The following is a 16,067-nucleotide window of genomic DNA, read 5'->3' on the forward strand; positions in this document are numbered from 1 at the left end:
CATCATGGCCGTATACACCGAAGTCTCCGACGAGGATCTCAGCGCCTTCGCCGCCCAGTACGATCTGGGCGCGGTGCTGTCGTGCAAGGGCATCGCCGAGGGGGTGGAGAATTCCAACTTCCTGCTGGTGACCGAACGCGGCCCCTACATCCTGACGCTCTATGAGAAGCGCACGCGGCGGGAGGATCTGCCCTTCTTCCTCGGGCTGATGGAGCATCTGGCCGAGAAGGGCGTCGCCAGCCCGCTGCCGGTGCCCGGCCGCGACGGGGCGGCTCTGCGCGAACTGTGCGGCCGGCCGGCGGTGATCGTCACCTTCCTGGCCGGCATGTGGCCGCGCCGCATCCACCCGCAGCATTGCGCGCAGCTCGGCGAGGCGCTGGCCCGCCTGCATCTGGCGGTCGCCGATTTCCGGATGGAGCGGCCGAACGCGCTGGCGCTGGCCGGCTGGCAGGACCTGTTCGCCAAGTCGGCGTCCCGCGCCGACGAGGTGGCGCCCGGCCTGCGCGCGACGCTGGAGGCCGAGCTGGCGGCGCTGGAGGCCAACTGGCCGGCCGGCCTGCCGTCCGGCGTCATCCACGCCGACCTGTTCCCCGACAACGTGTTCTTCCGGGGCGACAGCCTGTCGGGGCTGATCGACTTCTACTTCGCCTGCAACGACTTCCTGGCCTACGACATCGCCATCTGCATCAACGCCTGGTGCTTCGAGATCGACGGGTCGTTCAACGCCACCAAGGCGCGGCTGCTGCTGACCAACTACCGCAAGGTCCGCCCGCTGTCGCGCGCCGAGCTGGACGCCCTGCCCTGGCTGTGCCGGGGCAGCGCCGTGCGCTTCCTGCTGACCCGGCTCTACGACTGGCTGAACCACCCGCCCGGCGCCTTCGTGCGTCCCAAGGATCCGCTGGAGTATCTGCGCAAGCTGCGCTTCCACCAGACGGTGCGCGGTCTCGGCGACTATTTCCTCGACGACGAACAGCCGGCGGAAGCCTGAATCATGAGCGACGAGCAGGGCTCCAAGGCGGTGGACATCTTCACCGACGGCGCGTGCAGCGGCAACCCCGGCCCCGGCGGCTGGGGCGCCATCCTGCGCTACGGCGCGGTCGAGAAGGAGCTGTATGGCGGCGAGCCGGCGACGACCAACAACCGCATGGAGCTGATGGCGGCGATCCAGGCGCTGGAAGCGCTGAAGAAACCGGTGACGGTCCGCCTCTACACCGACAGCGAGTATGTGAAGAACGGCATCACCAAGTGGATCCACGGCTGGAAGGCCAAGAACTGGACCACCGCCGACAGGAAGCCGGTGAAGAACGTCGACCTGTGGCAGCGGCTCGACGCCGCGCAGCGCCAGCACCGGATCGAGTTCCATTGGGTGCGCGGCCACGCCGGCCACCCGGAGAACGAGCGCGCCGACGAACTCGCCCGGCGCGGCGTCGCGGACGTGCGCGCCCAGGGATAACGCGGTCCGCCGGTCGCGGCGCCCCCCGCTCCAGGGCGGGGGAAATGTCCTGTCGCTTTTTACGCGTGCCCGGCTTCGCCCGACAGCATCGAGACGCTGACGCCCAGCTTGGCGATCGAGCGTTCCCATTTCGCCTCGAGGTCGGTGTCGAACAGCAGTTCCTCGTCGCAGGGCACGTTGAGCCAGCCGTTGGCCTGGAACTCGGCGTCGAGCTGCCCCGGCCCCCAGCCGGCGTAACCGAGCAGCAGGAGGTTGCGGCGCGGGCCGCGATCCTCGGAAATGGCGCGGAGGATGTCGATGGTCGCCGTCAGGGCGACGTCGTCGTTCACCACCAGCGTGCCGTCCCGCACATAGTCGGTGGAGTGCAGCACGAACCCCCGCCCCGATTCGACCGGGCCGCCGTAATGGACCGGCAGGTTGTTGACCGGCTGCGACACCTCCATGTCGAGCTGCTCCAGCAGATCCTCGAAGGTGATCGAGCCGAACAGCCGGTTGATCACCAGCCCCATGGCGCCTTCCTCGCTATGGGCGCACATGTAGATCACGGTGCGCTGGAAACGGGGATCCTCCATTCCGGGCATGGCGATCAGCAATTGGCCGGTCAGCGATTCCGAGGACTTGGTGAGGCGCGGCATGGGCGGGTATCCTTGTCGTCGGTCGGGGAACGGCGTGAAGCCGCGCCTGTCCGAACGTTCGGTTGTGGTGGGCGCTCTCGTGACGCTTTCACCGGAGTGTGACAGCAGCGGCCGAGCTTTGTCACCTATATATGGGTGCGGCGGTCCGCGTGGCCCTTCAGATATGAGAACAGTGCCGACGATGAAAAGGTTTGCCCCTCCCGCGCTCGCCCTTCTCGGTCTGCTGGGGGCCGCGTCCGCCGCCCCCCCCGCCCTCGCCGGAGAGGCCCGGAGCCCCTGGTTCAAGGCCGGGCAGGTCGAAGCCCGTCTGGTTTCCTCGGTCCGCGGCACCGGCGACCTCGCGGCGCTGCCGCTCGGGCTGGAGCTGCGGCTGGAGCCGGGCTGGAAGACCTATTGGCGGTCCCCCGGCGACGCCGGGTTCGCCCCGCGGCTGGACTGGAGCGGCTCGGCCAACCTGAAGGAGGCGTCGCTCGCCTACCCGGCGCCGCACCGCTTCTCCGTGCTGGGCTTCGAGACGGCGGGCTACGACGTCGAGGTGATGTTTCCGCTTCAAGCCGTCCCGGCCGAGCCCGGCAAGCCGGTCGATCTGGCGCTCACCGCCGAACTGCTGGTCTGCTCCGAGATCTGCGTGCCGCAGACGGTCAAGCTGGCCCTGTCGCTTCCCGCCGGACCGGCGGCGCCGTCGGATTCGGCGAACGACGTCGCCCGCGCCCAGTCGCTGGTGCCGCGCCAGGGCAACAGCCTGCTGGCCGTCGAATCGGTGCGCGCCAGCGGGGCCGCGCTGGAGATCGAGGCGACCGCCGCCGACGGCTTCGTCTCCCCCGACGTCTTCGTCGAGACCGACCCGCCGCTGACCTTCTCCGCTCCCAAGGCGGTCTTTTCCGACAACGACCGCCGCGTGCGGCTGACCGTTCAGGCGTCCGACCCGCCGCAGGGACTCGACCTCGCCGGGCGGGCGGTGACGCTGACGCTGGTGGACGGCGCGCGGTCGGTGGAGGCTCCGGCCACGGCGGCGCCGGGACGGACGGCCCCGTCGGGGGGGCTGTGGGCGATGCTGGGGGTGGCGCTGCTCGGCGGGCTGATCCTCAACCTGATGCCTTGCGTGCTGCCGGTGCTGTCGCTGAAGCTGCTGTCGGTGGTCAAGCAGGGCGGCCGCGCGCCGCGCGCGGTGCGGGCCGGCTTCCTCGCCAGCGCCGCCGGCATCCTGACCTCCTTCCTGGTGCTGGCGTCGGCGCTGGTCGCGGTGAAGGCGGCGGGCGGCGCCGTTGGTTGGGGCATCCAGTTCCAGCAGCCGCTGTTCCTCGTCTTCATGGTGGTGCTGGTCACCCTGTTCTCGGCCAACCTCTGGGGACTGTTCGAGGTCCCCTTGCCGCGCGCCCTGGCCGACCGGCTGGAGGGCGACGGGCTGGCCGGTCCCTTCGCCACCGGAGCCTTCGCGACCCTGCTGGCGACGCCCTGCTCGGCGCCCTTCCTGGGGACGGCGGTCGGCTTCGCGCTCGCCAACGGGCCGGCCGAGGTCTTCGCCATCTTCACGGCGCTGGGGATCGGACTGGCGGCGCCCTATCTGCTGGTCGCGGCGTGGCCGCGTCTGGCCGCCTGGCTGCCGCGTCCGGGGCGCTGGATGGCGACCCTGCGGGCGATCATGGGCTTCGCGCTGGCGCTGACGGCCCTGTGGCTGCTGTCGGTGCTGACCGTGCAGATCGGGACGGCGCCGGCCGCCGGGGTCGGGGGACTGATGATCGCGCTGGTGGCGGTCCTCTGGGCCGGACGGCGCCTGGCCGGGAACGGCCACCGGGCCGGGCCGGCGCTGGCCGGTGTGCTGGCGGTCGCGGCCCTCGCGCTGCCGGCGGCGTTCGGCCCCCTGGCCGGCGCCGGGGCGGTGACGGTCACGGAGGCGGCGGCCCGCTGGACGGGCTTCGACGAGGCGGCGATCCGCGACCATGTCGCCGCCGGCCGCACCGTGTTCGTGGACGTCACCGCCGACTGGTGCATCACCTGCCAGGCGAACAAGAAGCTGGTGCTGAACCGCGACACCGTCGCCAAGCGCTTCGACGATCCCGCCCTGGTCGCCATGCGCGCCGACTGGACGCGGCCGGACGACGGCATCGCCCGCTTCCTGGCCTCCCACGGCCGCTACGGCATCCCCTTCAACATCGTCTATGGGCCGGGCGCGCCACGGGGCATCGCGCTGCCGGAACTGCTGAGCGAAGCGGCGGTGATCGAGGCGCTCGACCGCGCCGCCCGTCCGCAGAACGGAATAGTGGGGCCGCTGACGGCCGCGCCGTCTTGCGGTGGCGGCGCAGGCTGCTAGAGTTCGCCGCCAAACCCGTTCACCCATAAAAAATCAGGAAGGGTTAGAGACATGAGCATCCAGGTTGGCGACACCATCCCGTCGGTCACGCTGAAGCACCTGACCGCCAACGGCATGCAGGACGTGACCACCGACGAGCTGTTCAAGGGCAAGAAGGTCGTCCTGTTCTCGGTTCCCGGCGCCTTCACCCCGACCTGCTCGGCCAAGCATCTGCCGGGCTTCGTCCAGAACGCCGAGGCGCTGAAGGCCAAGGGCGTCGACACCATCGTCTGCCTCGCCGTCAACGACCCGTTCGTCATGCGGGCCTGGGGCGACAAGGGCAATGTCGGGGATTCGGTCGTCATGCTGCCGGACGGCAACGCGACCTTCACGTCGGCGCTGGGCCTGACGATGGACGCGTCGGGCCATGGCCTGGGCACGCGCGGCAAGCGCTTCGCCCTGGTGGCAGAGGACGGCAAGGTCACCCACGTCGCGGTCGAGGAGCCGGGCAAGTTCGAGGTGTCCTCGGCCGAGGCGATCCTCGCCACGCTGTAAACGGCGACGGGCGGGGACGGGCCTTTCGTCCCCGCACCGGCCCGCTCCGGCCGTCCCTACTCCACCCAGCGCGCGGCGGCCGCGTCGTCGCTGTCCTTGGCCTCGACCCAGCGCTCCCCGCCCGGCGTCGCCTCCAGCTTCCAGAAGGGCGCCCTGGTCTTCAGCCAGTCGATCAGGAACCGGCAGGAATCGAAGGCCGCGTCCCGATGCGCCGACGCGGTGGCGACGAGGACGATCTGGTCGCCCGGCTCCAGCCGGCCGTAGCGGTGGACGATCAGCACCTCGTCGAGCGGCCAGCGGCGCCGGGCCTCCGCCTCGATGGCCTCCAACTGCCGCTCGGTCATGCCGGGATAATGCTCCAGCGTCATGGCGCTGACCGCCTCGCCGCCGGCGATGTCGCGCACCAGACCGGCGAACAGCGTCACCCCCCCGACCGACGTCCGCCCCGCCGTCAGCGCGGCGTATTCGGCGCCGACGTCGAAATCCTCGGCCTGGACCCGGACCGTCATTCAGCCCCCCGTGACCGGCGGGAACAGGGCGACCTCGTCGCCCGGCGACAGCGGGTGGTCGTAGGGCACATGCTCCTGGTTGACCGCGACCTTGACCACCTTGCTGTTGGCCAGCGCGTCGGCGTGCCGCTCGCTGCGGGTCTTCAGCCACTCGACCAGCGCGCCGACCGTCGTCACCTCGGCCGGCAACTCGACCGTCTCGGCCGGCACCCCGATCTTGGTGCGCAGCCACGCGAAATACAGAATCCTCATCACCGGACCTCGTTGAAAGGCAGGAAATCCACCGTCATGCCCGGCTCGACCCCGGCCAGATCCTCGGGCAGCTCGATCAGCCCGTCGGATTCGACCAGCGAGGACAGGACGCCGGCCCCGTCGCGCGGGTGCTTCACCACGCCCAGGACTCCATCGGCGTCGCGGACCAGCGAACCGCGCAGATACTCGCGACGGCCGGGCTTCTTCTTGTAGACGAACGCGGCGCGCACCGGAAACAGCGGCGGCGCCCCGTCGGCCGCGCCCATCAGCCGCAGCAGGATCGGCCGGGCGATGCGCAGAAAAGTGACGACCACCGCCACCGGGTTGCCGGGAAGCCCGATGAAGGCCGCCTCCCCCACCCGGCCCAGCGCGACCGGACGGCCGGGCTTGATGGCGAGGCGCCAGAAATCGAGCCGCCCCTCCGCCTCGACCGCCGCCCGGACATGGTCCTCCTCCCCGGTGGACATGCCGCCGGAGGTGACGATCGCGTCCTGCGTCGACGCCGCCCCGGCCAGGGCGTCGCGGATCGTCCCGACGCGGTCGGGCAGGATGCCGAGGTCGGTCACCGCGCAGCCGAGCCGCGCCAGCAGGGCCATGAGCGCGAAGCGGTTGGCGTCGTAGACCGCGCCGGGTGCGAGCGCCGTTCCCGGCTCCCGCACCTCGTCGCCGGTCGAGAAGACGGCGACCCGCAGCGGCGTCCGCACCGCCACGTCGCGCTGCCCGAGCGAGGCGAGCAGGCCGATGTCCTCCGGACGCAGCCGCCGTCCGGCGGCGAGCACGGTCGCCCCCGCCGTCACGTCCTCCCCGGCCGGCCGCCGGTTGGCGCCGCGCCGGATGCCGGGCGGCAGCGTGACGGTGCTCGCGCCGTCACTGGCGGCGGTGCGGCAATCCTCCTGCATGAAGACGGTGTCGCAGCCGGCGGGCATCGGCGCGCCGGTGAAGATGCGCACCGCCTCCCCCCGCGCGGCGGGCCGGCCGAGCGCCTGCCCGGCCGCCACCCGTCCAATCACCGGCAGGATCGTGGGCGCATCCGGGGCGAGATCGTCGAAGCACACCGCGTAGCCGTCCACCGCCGCGTTGTCGTGCGGCGGGACGCTGAAAGGGGCGATGACGTCGGCGGCCAGCACGCGCCCGAGCGCCCCGGCCAGGGGCACCCGCTCCAACGCCGTGACCGGATGCGTCCGCTCCGCCAGCAGGGCGAGCGCGCGATCCACCGTCATCATCCCGCCGCCGAAGGCGAAGCAATCGTCGCTGAGTTGCACCATGGGACCACTCTAGTCCGCCGCACCCGTGGCTGCGAAGGGGGAAATGGGACCCGCTTCGGTGCCGGTCAGTCGAGGCCGGCCGCGATCTCCCCGACACGCCGGAAGAGCCGGTCCGGCCGGTGGGCCTCCAGCGCGTCGCCCCGCGTGTAGCCCCAGGTGACGGCGGCGCAGGCGACGCCGACCCGCCGCGCCGCCTCGATGTCGCGCAGCTCGTCGCCGATGGCGATGGCGTCCGCAGCCGGGATGCCGGTGTCGCGCAGGATCCCGCGGAACTTGGCCGGCTTGCCGAACAGCGAGGCGCCGCAGGCGTAGCGCGACACCAGCGCCGCGTTCTCCGGCCCCAGGATGCGGCGGATGTTGTCCACCGAGTTCGAGCTGACGATGGCGACGGTGACGCCGCGCCCGGTCAGCGTCCGCAGCATCGCCGGCACCCCGTCGAAGAGCCGGATGCCGTCGATGTCCCGCGCCATCAGCCGGCGCATGTGGCTGGCGATGAAGGGCAGCTTCCACATGGGCACCCGCAGGTGCCGCATGATCCGGCGGGCGTCGTAGCCGCGCAGCGTCTCCATCTCCTCCGGCCGGACCGGCTGGAAGCCGTAGCGTCCAGCGACGCCGTTGAGGACGCCGACGAACCAGGGAAAGGAATCGGCCAGCGTGCCGTCGAAGTCGAAGATGACGAGCCTGTGGGGCATGGAAGGGACGCGTCAGCGCTCCAGCCCGCAGCGGGCCATCACGAAGGCGGCGATGGCCTCGGCGTCGTCGAGATCGAGCAGCGGGACCGGGCAGCCCGGCACCGGCCCGTCGCTGGCCACGGCGACGATCTGCGGATCCTCGGGCGCGATGAGCGGCTTGCCGACCGCGCTCCGCCACACCTCGATCTTCTCGTGCGGCTCGCGCTTGAAGCCCTCGATCAGCAGCAGGTCGACCGGCGCCAGCTTGGGCAGCAGGTCGGCGAGCGCCGGTTCCGGATCATCCCCGCGCAGCTCGTGCATCAGAGCCCAGCGCTTGGGTGAGCTGACCAGCACCTCGGTGGCCCCGGCCAGCCGGTGGTTGTGGCTGTCCTTGCCGGGATGATCGATGTCGAAGCCCTTGTGGGCGTGCTTGATCGTGGAGACGCGCAGGCCCCGCGCCGTCAGCGCCGGGATCAGCCGGACGACCAGCGACGTCTTGCCGCTGCCGCTCCAGCCGGTCAGACCGAAAATCTTCATGTCGGAAACTCGTGTCGAAGGGTCTCAGCCGGCGCTGCCGGCGGACCGGGCGGCGGCGCCGCGCTTGGGCGGCTGCTCCGCCATCATGTGGGTCAGGCCGGCGCGCATGTAGTCCCAGCCGGTGTAGAAGGTCAGCGCCGCGGCGATCCACAGGCCCACCGTGCCGAGGATGGTCGAGGGGATCTCCGGCGGGGCGTAGTCGCCGACGATCAGGAAGCCCAGCGCCACCATCTGGATGCCGGTCTTCCACTTCGCCAGCCACGTCACCGGCACGCCGACATGCAGGCCGGCGAGATACTCGCGCAGCCCCGACACCAGCACCTCGCGCAGCAGGATCGTCACCGCCGGCAGGATCGACAGGCCGCCCAGCCGCCCGAATCCGGCCAGCATGATCAGCGTCGCCGCCACCAGCAGCTTGTCGGCGATGGGGTCGAGGAACTTGCCGATGACGCTCTCCTGCGCCCAGGCGCGGGCGAGGTAGCCGTCGAACCAGTCGGTGATGCAGGCCGCCGCGTAGAGCCCGCAGGCGGTGTAGGCGGCCCACGCCTCCGGAATGTAGAACAGCCCGACGACCAGCGGGATCACCGCGATTCGCGACAGGGTCAGCAGGTTGGGCAGGCTGGTCAACATGATCGGAGGCTCGAACCGCTGGAGGGCAGGAAGAATGCGGGCATCCTCATTCTAACCGTCGGGATGGAAGTGATCGTATATCTTTTTCGCCACCGCCCGATTGATCCCTTCCACCGCCTCCAGATCGGCCAGCCCGGCCCGCGCCACCGCCGCCCCGCTGCCGAAATGGTGCAGCAGCGCCTTCTTGCGGGCGGGGCCGATGCCGGCGATCTCGTCGATCGGGGATTTGCCGATCGCCTTGGTGCGCTTGGCCCGGTGGGTGCCGATGGCGAAGCGGTGGGCCTCGTCGCGCAGCCGTTGCAGGAAATACAGCACCGGGTCGCGCATCTCCATCTGGAAGGGCGGCCGGTTCTCCATGAAGAAATGCTCGCGCCCGGCGTCGCGGTCCGGCCCCTTGGCGATGCCGACCAGGGTCACGTCGTCGATCCCCAGCTCGGCGAAGACCTCCAGCGCGACGTTCAACTGGCCGAGGCCGCCGTCGATCAGCACCAGATCGGGCCAGGTGCCGAGCGTGCGTTCCGGATCCTCCTTCACCGCGCGGCCGAAGCGGCGGGTCAGCACCTCGCGCATCATGGCGAAGTCGTCGCCGGCCGCCCCCTCGCTCTTGATGTTGAACTTGCGGTAGGCGTTCTTGATGAAGCCCTCCGGCCCGGCGACGATCATGGCGCCGATGGCGTGGGCGCCCTGGATGTGCGAGTTGTCGTAGACCTCCACCCGCTCCGGCGCGGAATCCATGCCGAAGACGCCAGCCACCCCCTCCAGCAGCCGCGCCTGCGACGAGCTTTCGGCCAGCCGGCGGCCGTGCGCCTCGCGCGCGTTGGTCAGGGCGTGCTCGACGATGCGGCGCTTCTCGCCGCGCTTGGGCTCGGCCAGCTCGACCTTGTGGCCGGCGCGCACGGCCAGCGCCTCGGTCAGCAGCTCCAGTTCGGGCAGCGCGTGGCTGACCAGCACCAGCGGCGGGGCGGCCTTGTTCTCGTAGAACTGGGCGACGAAGGCGGCCAGCACCTCCTCCGTCTCCGCCGCCTTGTCGTGGCTGGGGAAATAGGCGCGGTTGCCGTAGTTGCGCCCGCCGCGGAAGAAGAAGACCTGGATGCAGGTGACGCCGCCCTCGGCGTGGGCCGCGACGACGTCGGCGTCCTCCACCACCCCCTCGACGTTGATGTCCTGGTGGGCCTGGATGGCGGTCAGCGCGCGGATGCGGTCGCGGTAGCGGGCCGCCGCCTCGAAGTCCATCGCCTCGGAGGACTCCATCATCCTCGCGGCGAACTCCGTCTGGATGTCGCGGCTCTTGCCCGACAGGAAGGCGCGCGCCTGCCCGACCTGGGCCTGATACTCAGCCGGGGTGACGCGGCCGACGCAGGGCGCGGTGCAGCGCTTGATCTGGTATTGCAGGCAGGGCCGCGAGCGCGCGGCGAACACGGTGTCGGCGCAGTTGCGCAGCAGGAAAGCACGCTGGAGCGCGGTGATCGTCCGGTTGACCGCCCCGGCCGAGGCGAAGGGGCCGAAATAGTCGGCGTCGCGCCCGCGCGCCCCGCGGTGCTTGGTGAGCTGGGGGTAGTCGTGGTCCCTGGTGATCATGATGTGCGGAAAGGTCTTGTCGTCCCGCAACAGCACGTTGTAGCGGGGCATCAGCTTCTTGATCAGATTCGATTCGAGAAGCAGCGCCTCCACCTCGGTGTGGGTGTTGACGAACTCCATGGTCTCGGTCTCGGAAACCATGCGCTGGAGGCGGATCGGCAGCTTGGCGACCTGGGTGTAGTTGGTCACCCGGCGCTTCAGGTTGCGCGCCTTGCCGACATAGAGCACCGCCCCGTCGCCCGCCAGCATGCGGTAGACGCCCGGCGTCTGCGGCAGCGTCTTCAGATGCTCGCGGATGATCTCCACGCCGCGCGCGAGGTCGGCGGGGCGGCGGCGGAGGCGCGGGGGAGCCGTCTCCGGGCTTTGCGCCGGGTCGGCAGGCGGGTTGGCGGGCGGGTCGCCCGGCAGGCTGGCGGCCGGGTCGGAGGGCTGCGTTTCGGACATGGCCAGAATGTCGTCGAGCCGCCGCGCGGGGTCAACCGCAAGCCGCGCGAAAGGCGCGGAGGCGTCGGTTGCCCCACCCGGAAAGACTATCCACCAATCCTGTGGATAAGTTTGTCGATAACGAAGGGGGTAGTGGGCCGGGAGCCAAGCGTTGCAAGGGTTGCCGCACAGTTGCCTAAAAATGAGGCATTTTTTCTAAACCATTGATTTATATACGTCAACACTGAATCGACTGTGGCAAATCGCCCACAGGCATAAAAATGTCATAGCCCCAAAGGCGGAGCTTGCGTCGCGGAGGGCACCTGTGTAAAACGCGCGGTCCTTCACGGCCAGGCCGCCGCCCGCCGGCCCTTCCGGCGGTGGGGAAACGGTGCGTCCGGACCGTGTGCAGCGCACCCCGCCTCCCGTCATTCGACGGGCACGAAGCCATGCGCCGGCTGCGCCCATCCGAGATGCTCGCCGCCGTCCAGCGCGATCATCTGGCCGGTCATCGCCGGGGCCGAAACCAGGAAGCGGATGGCCGCGCAGATCTCCTCCGGCGTCGTGCCCCGGCGCAGCGGGGTGGAGTCCCACTGGGCGGCGAACTCCGCCTCGCTCTGGCGCTCGTTGCGCAGGGTCGGGCCGGGGCCGATGCCGTTGACGCGGATGCGCGGGGCGAGCGCCTGCGCCAGCGTGCGGGTCAGCGCCCACAGCCCCATCTTCGACACCGTGTAGGAGAGGAAGTGCGGGGTCGGGTTCCACACACGCTGATCCAGCAGGTTGACGATCAGGCCGCCCTCCTCCGGCGGCAACCGGGACGCGAACTCCTGCGACAGCACGAAGGGCGCGCGGAGGTTCGCCTCCATGTGCGCGTCCCAGGAGTCGCGGGTGGCGTCGGCGACCTCGTCGCGCTCGAACCGGGAGGCGTTGTTGACCAGCAGGGTCAGCGGACCGAGGCGGTCGATCACGGCTGGGACCAATGCCCGCACCTCCTCCTCCCGACCGAGGTCGGCGGCGAAGGCGGCGGCCCGCCCGCCGGCCCGCTCGATCCCGGCGACGACGGCGTCGGCGTCGGCGCGGGAGCGGCGGTAATGGACGGCGACGGCCCAGCCCTGGGCCGCGAGATCGAGCGCGATGGCACGCCCGATGCGCTTGCCGGCTCCGGTGACGAGAGCCGCTTTCCTCTTGATCTCGACCATGCCGCCATAGGTACCTTGCCACCGTCGCGGGTCAAGGGGAGACGGAGGACAAACCGCCCATGCTGCGCGAGGCTTTGGAGTATCTGACCACCCCCTGCGACCCGCTGCCCCGCCGCCTGGGCTATCTGTCGGAACTGGTCGCGCTGGGCGCGCGGTACCGGCGCCAGCGCCGCGCCTGGGCGCCGCACGTCGCCGCCTGCCGGCGCTTCATCCTGGAGGCGATGGAGCGGGCTCCGGACGGCGGGCGCGCGCTGGTCGCCGGCTCCGGCCTGCTGATCGAGGTGCCGCTGGACGAACTGGCCAGCCGGTTCGACGAGGTGGTGCTGCTCGACATGCTGCACGCCCGCCCGGTGCGGCGGCGGGCGGCGGGCGTCCCCAACGTGCGCCTGCTGACGCTCGACGCGACCGGGGCGCTCGGCCCGCTGGCCGAGGCGCTGGACGCCGGGCGGGGGCTGCCCGCGAGCTTCGCGCCGCCGCCCGTTCCCGGCGGGGGCTTCGCCTTCGCGATCTCCTGCAACCTGCTGTCCCAACTGCCGCTGCTGCCGCTGGACGCGGTGGAGCGGCGGGCTCCCATGGTTCCGCCGGCGGAGCGCGTCGCCTTCGCGCGGCGGCTCGCCCGCGACCATCTGGAGTGGCTGGGCGGCATCGCCGACACCGCCGCCCTGTTCACCGACATCGAAAGCCAATGGCTGGAGTCCGGCACCATCCTGGAGCGGGAGGATTCGGTCTGGGGCCTTCCCCTGCCCGCCCCGGACCTGTCCTGGCTGTGGGACATCGCCCCGGCCCCCGAGCAGGACCGCCGCCACGACCTGCGCCACAGCGTCGGCGCCTGGTTCGACGTCCGCACGGTGACGAGCGCGCTGTCCGCCTGTTGATGCGAAGGGAAACCCCATTCCATCGGAACAGGAGACCGGCATGGCGACCGACCAACGCAAGGAACCACTCGACATCCGCGACACCCGCGCGCAGCCCGACGTGGACGAGCGCGAGATGGGCTTCCAGAACGTCGAAGGCCCCGGCGCGGATGCGGATTACGGCATCCCCGGCAGCGAGGAGGCCCACGCGCTCGGCACCGGCCCCCTGCCCCGCGCAGGCGAGGACGGCCGCGACCGCCCGCGGCCCGAACAGATCCAGGACGACCGGATCGTCGACGACCGCAACGTCGCGGTGGATGGCGGGCGCGATGGTGGCGATGAGTAATTGTTCGCGATCATATTGATTGACCAAGCTGATACGCCCAGCGTTGGTCGGCAATGCAGGCATGGCGCTTCTTGGGACAGCCTTGTTTCCCTATCTTCAGGGGCGAAACAAGAAAGTCCGGGGAGGGGACGTCTCTCTCGACGAGGAGATATCCCTGCCATGTCCAAGACCATGATTTACGAACGAGACCCGCGCAGCCACGAAGAGATCATGAAGGCCGCCCGCCAGATGCGCGCCGACTACATCCGCGAACTGTTCGGCAAGCTGCGCGCCGCGCTGACCGGCCACGACGGTCACGGCACGATCCTGACGCCGCACGCCCGCTGACACCACCCTGTTCATGGTGACGATCCGCAAGGCGGAGAGACGAGGCCGACGCCCGTTTCTCCGCCTTTCGGCGTTTGCGAATGGCTTTTGGAAAGGGGCGGACAACGCCGCCCCGTCCTCGCCCCTCACTGGGCGTTGACGATCTCGCCATGCAGGGTGCAGGCGGCATCGGCCAGATCGACGAAGCGGTCGGTGATCTGGTCGGGCTGGGTGATGGACTTCGGATCCTCGCCGGGGAAGGCCTGGGTGCGCATCTTGGTGGCGACCACGCCGGGGTCGATCAGGTTCACCCGCAGCGGCGACGCGGCGATCTCCAGCGCGTAGGTCTTCACGATCATCTCCAGCGCCGCCTTGCTGGCTCCGTAGGGGCTCCAGTAGGGATAGGGCGCCTTGGCGGCGGAGGACGTCACGAAGATCGCCCGGCCGTTCTCCGACGTGCGCAGAAGCCGGTCGAAGGAGCGGATCAGCCGGTAGTTCGACGTCACGTTCAGGTCCATCACCCGCGACCACAGCTTCGGATCGTACTGGGCGATCGGGCCGAGCGCCTCCAGCGCGCCGGCGTTGCTGACCAGTATGTCGAGCTTGCCGAAGCGCTCGTACACCGAATAGCCGAGCTGGTCGATCTTGTCGTAGTCGCGCAGATCCAGCGGCACCAGGGTGGCGTTGTGGCCGGTGGCCTTCTGGATCTCGTCGTCCACCTCCTCCAGCCCGCCGACGGTGCGGGCGGTCAGGATGACGTGCGCGCCCTCGGCGGCAAAGCGCTTGGCGACGGCGGCGCCGATGCCGCGCGAGGCGCCGGTGACAAGGGCGATGCGGCCGGACAGACGGGACATGGGCTCTGGCTCTCGGATTCGAGGATTGCAGGAACAAGCCCTCTCCCCCCCGGGGAGAGGGTTGGGTGAGGGGGAGGCATCTCATGCCTTGAACCGGAAGCCAATGGCTGGGCCATCCTCTTTTCCGGCCTCCGGCCGCAACGCCCCCTCACCGGCCCTTCGGGCCACCCTCTCCCCAGGGGGAGAGGGTTACATCGCGGGAGAGGGAGATTTTCTTACGCCCTGACGGCGACGTTGGCTTCGACCGGCGGGCTGTCCAGCGCGTCGGTCAGGGCGATCGGGTAATCACCGGTGAAGCAGGCGTCGCAGTAGCTGAGCTTCGCCGGGTCGCGCTTCTCCTCGCCCATCGCCCGGTACAGGCCGTCGAGCGAGATGAAGGCGAGGCTGTCGGCCTGGATGAACTCGCGCATCTGCTCCACCGTCATGCGGTGGGCGAGCAGCTTGCTCTGCTCGGGCGTGTCGATGCCGTAGAAGCAGGGGTGCGAGGTCGGCGGGCTGGAGATCCGCATGTGGACCTCGGCGGCCCCGGCGGCGCGCACCATCTCGACGATCTTCTTCGAGGTCGTGCCGCGCACGATGGAATCATCCACCAGCACGACGCGCTTGCCCTCGATCATCGCGCGATTGGCGTTGTGCTTCAGCTTCACGCCGAGATGGCGGATCTGGTCGGTCGGCTCGATGAAGGTGCGGCCGACATAGTGGTTGCGGATGATGCCGAGGTCGAAGGGCACGCCGCTTTCCTGGGCGTAGCCGAGCGCCGCCGGCACGCCGCTGTCGGGAACCGGGACGATGACGTCGGCGGGCACCCCGGCCTCGCGCGCCAGCTCGCGGCCGATGCGCTGGCGGGCCTGATAGACGGAGGTGCCCTCCATCACGCTGTCGGGCCGCGCGAAGTAGATGTATTCGAAGATGCAGAAGCGGCGGCCGTGCGGCTGGAACGGCCGCATGCTGTGGACGCCCGAGCCGTCGATGACGATCATCTCACCCGGTTCGACGTCGCGCACCAGCTCGGCGCCGACGATGTCGAGCGCGCAGGTCTCGCTGGTCAGGATGTGGGTGTCGCCCAGCTTGCCGAGCACCAGCGGGCGCACGCCCAGCGGGTCGCGCACGCCGATCACCTCGTTGGAGGTCAGCGCGACCAGAGAGAAGGCGCCCTCGACCTGCCGCACCGCCTCGATCAGCCGGTCGACCGGCGAGCCGCCGCGCGCCGTCGCCATCAGATGGACGATGACCTCGGTGTCGGTGGAGGACTGGAACAGGCAGCCGCGGCGGACCAGCTGGCGGCGCAGGGTCTGCGCGTTGGTCAGGTTGCCGTTGTGGGCCAGCGCGAAGCCGCCGAACTCGAAGTCGGCGTAGAGCGGCTGGACGTTGCGGATCGAGGTGTCGCCGGTGGTGGCGTAGCGGACATGGCCGATGGCCGTGCCGCCCTTCAGCTTGGCGATCACCGCCTCGGAGCTGAAATGGTCGCCGACCAGGCCCAGCGTGTGCTGAAGATGGAAGCGCCCGCCGTCGAAGCTGACGATGCCCGCCGCCTCCTGACCGCGATGCTGAAGGGCGTGCAGCCCCAGCGCGGTGATGGCGCCCGCCTGCGGGTTGCCGTAGATCCCGAACACGCCGCACTCCTCGCGCAGCTTGTCGTCGTCGAACGGATGCGTCGTCAGCATCGCTAAGGTCCTTCGTGAAAGCGCCCCTGCCGGGCGCCGTAAACGC

Annotated in this window: 18 protein-coding genes; 7 read left to right on the forward strand and 11 right to left on the reverse strand. The window is 70.3% G+C overall.

Annotation, left to right across the window (positions count from 1 at the left end):
- Nucleotides 1-4 precede the first annotated feature (4 nt).
- Entirely contained in the window at nt 5-988 is a 984-nt protein-coding gene (locus J2847_RS03500; protein ID WP_209777023.1) for a homoserine kinase, read from the forward strand.
- Between the two features lie 3 nt (nt 989-991).
- Nucleotides 992-1,453, forward strand: coding sequence for a ribonuclease HI (gene rnhA, locus J2847_RS03505; protein WP_209777024.1), 462 nt, complete (start codon nt 992-994; stop codon nt 1,451-1,453).
- Nucleotides 1,454-1,512: 59 nt separating this feature from the next.
- Here the strand turns inward: rnhA and J2847_RS03510 are convergent, their stop codons facing one another.
- Entirely contained in the window at nt 1,513-2,088 is a 576-nt protein-coding gene (locus J2847_RS03510; RefSeq protein ID WP_209777026.1) for a YqgE/AlgH family protein, read from the reverse strand.
- A gap of 181 nt (nt 2,089-2,269) precedes the next feature.
- On the opposite strand from J2847_RS03510, the gene J2847_RS34505 reads away from it, so the two are divergent.
- Together J2847_RS34505 and J2847_RS03520 are read left to right on the forward strand one after the other, a co-directional pair.
- Entirely contained in the window at nt 2,270-4,399 is a 2,130-nt protein-coding gene (locus J2847_RS34505; protein ID WP_209777027.1) for a protein-disulfide reductase DsbD family protein, read from the forward strand.
- Between the two features lie 51 nt (nt 4,400-4,450).
- Complete coding sequence (locus tag J2847_RS03520) at nt 4,451-4,933, forward strand: peroxiredoxin (protein WP_209777029.1); 483 nt, start codon at nt 4,451-4,453, stop codon at nt 4,931-4,933.
- Nucleotides 4,934-4,989: 56 nt separating this feature from the next.
- Here the strand turns inward: J2847_RS03520 and moaE are convergent, their stop codons facing one another.
- The 8 genes from moaE to J2847_RS03560 all read right to left on the reverse strand — a co-directional run bounded on the left by moaE (nt 4,990) and on the right by J2847_RS03560 (nt 11,997).
- Complete coding sequence (gene moaE, locus J2847_RS03525; protein ID WP_209777031.1) at nt 4,990-5,442, reverse strand: molybdopterin synthase catalytic subunit MoaE; 453 nt, start codon at nt 5,440-5,442, stop codon at nt 4,990-4,992.
- Nucleotides 5,443-5,694, reverse strand: a complete 252-nt coding sequence (gene moaD, locus J2847_RS03530) for a molybdopterin converting factor subunit 1 (RefSeq protein WP_209777033.1) — start codon at nt 5,692-5,694, stop codon at nt 5,443-5,445. It lies immediately after the preceding gene.
- A complete protein-coding gene (gene moeA / locus J2847_RS03535; RefSeq protein ID WP_209777034.1) occupies nt 5,694-6,959 on the reverse strand; it encodes a molybdopterin molybdotransferase MoeA in 1,266 nt (421 codons plus the stop codon). The genes moaD and moeA overlap by 1 nt, the downstream gene beginning before the upstream one ends.
- 65 nt (nt 6,960-7,024) lie before the next feature.
- Nucleotides 7,025-7,651, reverse strand: coding sequence for an HAD hydrolase-like protein (locus J2847_RS03540; RefSeq protein WP_209777036.1), 627 nt, complete (start codon nt 7,649-7,651; stop codon nt 7,025-7,027).
- A gap of 12 nt (nt 7,652-7,663) precedes the next feature.
- Nucleotides 7,664-8,167 (reverse strand): molybdopterin-guanine dinucleotide biosynthesis protein B, encoded by a 504-nt coding sequence (gene mobB, locus J2847_RS03545; RefSeq protein ID WP_085556664.1) that lies wholly within the window; start codon nt 8,165-8,167, stop codon nt 7,664-7,666.
- Nucleotides 8,168-8,191: 24 nt separating this feature from the next.
- Nucleotides 8,192-8,797, reverse strand: coding sequence for a CDP-diacylglycerol--glycerol-3-phosphate 3-phosphatidyltransferase (gene pgsA / locus J2847_RS03550; protein ID WP_085556663.1), 606 nt, complete (start codon nt 8,795-8,797; stop codon nt 8,192-8,194).
- A 51-nt stretch (nt 8,798-8,848) separates the two neighbouring features.
- A complete protein-coding gene (uvrC, locus tag J2847_RS03555) occupies nt 8,849-10,819 on the reverse strand; it encodes an excinuclease ABC subunit UvrC (protein ID WP_211114595.1) in 1,971 nt (656 codons plus the stop codon).
- Between the two features lie 407 nt (nt 10,820-11,226).
- On the reverse strand, nt 11,227-11,997 hold the full coding sequence (locus J2847_RS03560) for an SDR family oxidoreductase (RefSeq protein WP_209777037.1): 771 nt from the start codon (nt 11,995-11,997) through the stop codon (nt 11,227-11,229).
- A 59-nt stretch (nt 11,998-12,056) separates the two neighbouring features.
- Here J2847_RS03560 and J2847_RS03565 point away from each other — a divergent pair, with 59 nt between their 5' ends.
- The 3 genes from J2847_RS03565 (at nt 12,057) to J2847_RS03575 (ending at nt 13,524) form a co-directional block, all read left to right on the forward strand.
- On the forward strand, nt 12,057-12,872 hold the full coding sequence (locus J2847_RS03565) for a hypothetical protein (protein WP_209777039.1): 816 nt from the start codon (nt 12,057-12,059) through the stop codon (nt 12,870-12,872).
- A 40-nt stretch (nt 12,873-12,912) separates the two neighbouring features.
- Complete coding sequence (locus tag J2847_RS03570; protein ID WP_209777040.1) at nt 12,913-13,197, forward strand: hypothetical protein; 285 nt, start codon at nt 12,913-12,915, stop codon at nt 13,195-13,197.
- Nucleotides 13,198-13,356: 159 nt separating this feature from the next.
- Nucleotides 13,357-13,524 carry an RSP_7527 family protein gene (locus J2847_RS03575; RefSeq protein WP_209777042.1) on the forward strand — a complete coding sequence of 56 codons (168 nt, stop codon included), beginning with the start codon at nt 13,357-13,359 and terminating at the stop codon, nt 13,522-13,524.
- A gap of 125 nt (nt 13,525-13,649) precedes the next feature.
- Here the strand turns inward: J2847_RS03575 and J2847_RS03580 are convergent, their stop codons facing one another.
- Nucleotides 13,650-14,357, reverse strand: a complete 708-nt coding sequence (locus J2847_RS03580) for an SDR family NAD(P)-dependent oxidoreductase (protein WP_209777043.1) — start codon at nt 14,355-14,357, stop codon at nt 13,650-13,652.
- A gap of 215 nt (nt 14,358-14,572) precedes the next feature.
- Nucleotides 14,573-16,021 (reverse strand): amidophosphoribosyltransferase, encoded by a 1,449-nt coding sequence (gene purF, locus J2847_RS03585; RefSeq protein ID WP_209777045.1) that lies wholly within the window; start codon nt 16,019-16,021, stop codon nt 14,573-14,575.
- Nucleotides 16,022-16,067: the final 46 nt, after the last annotated feature.

The sequence above is a fragment of the Azospirillum agricola genome (genome assembly GCF_017876095.1).
Lineage (GTDB): Bacteria > Pseudomonadota > Alphaproteobacteria > Azospirillales > Azospirillaceae > Azospirillum > Azospirillum agricola.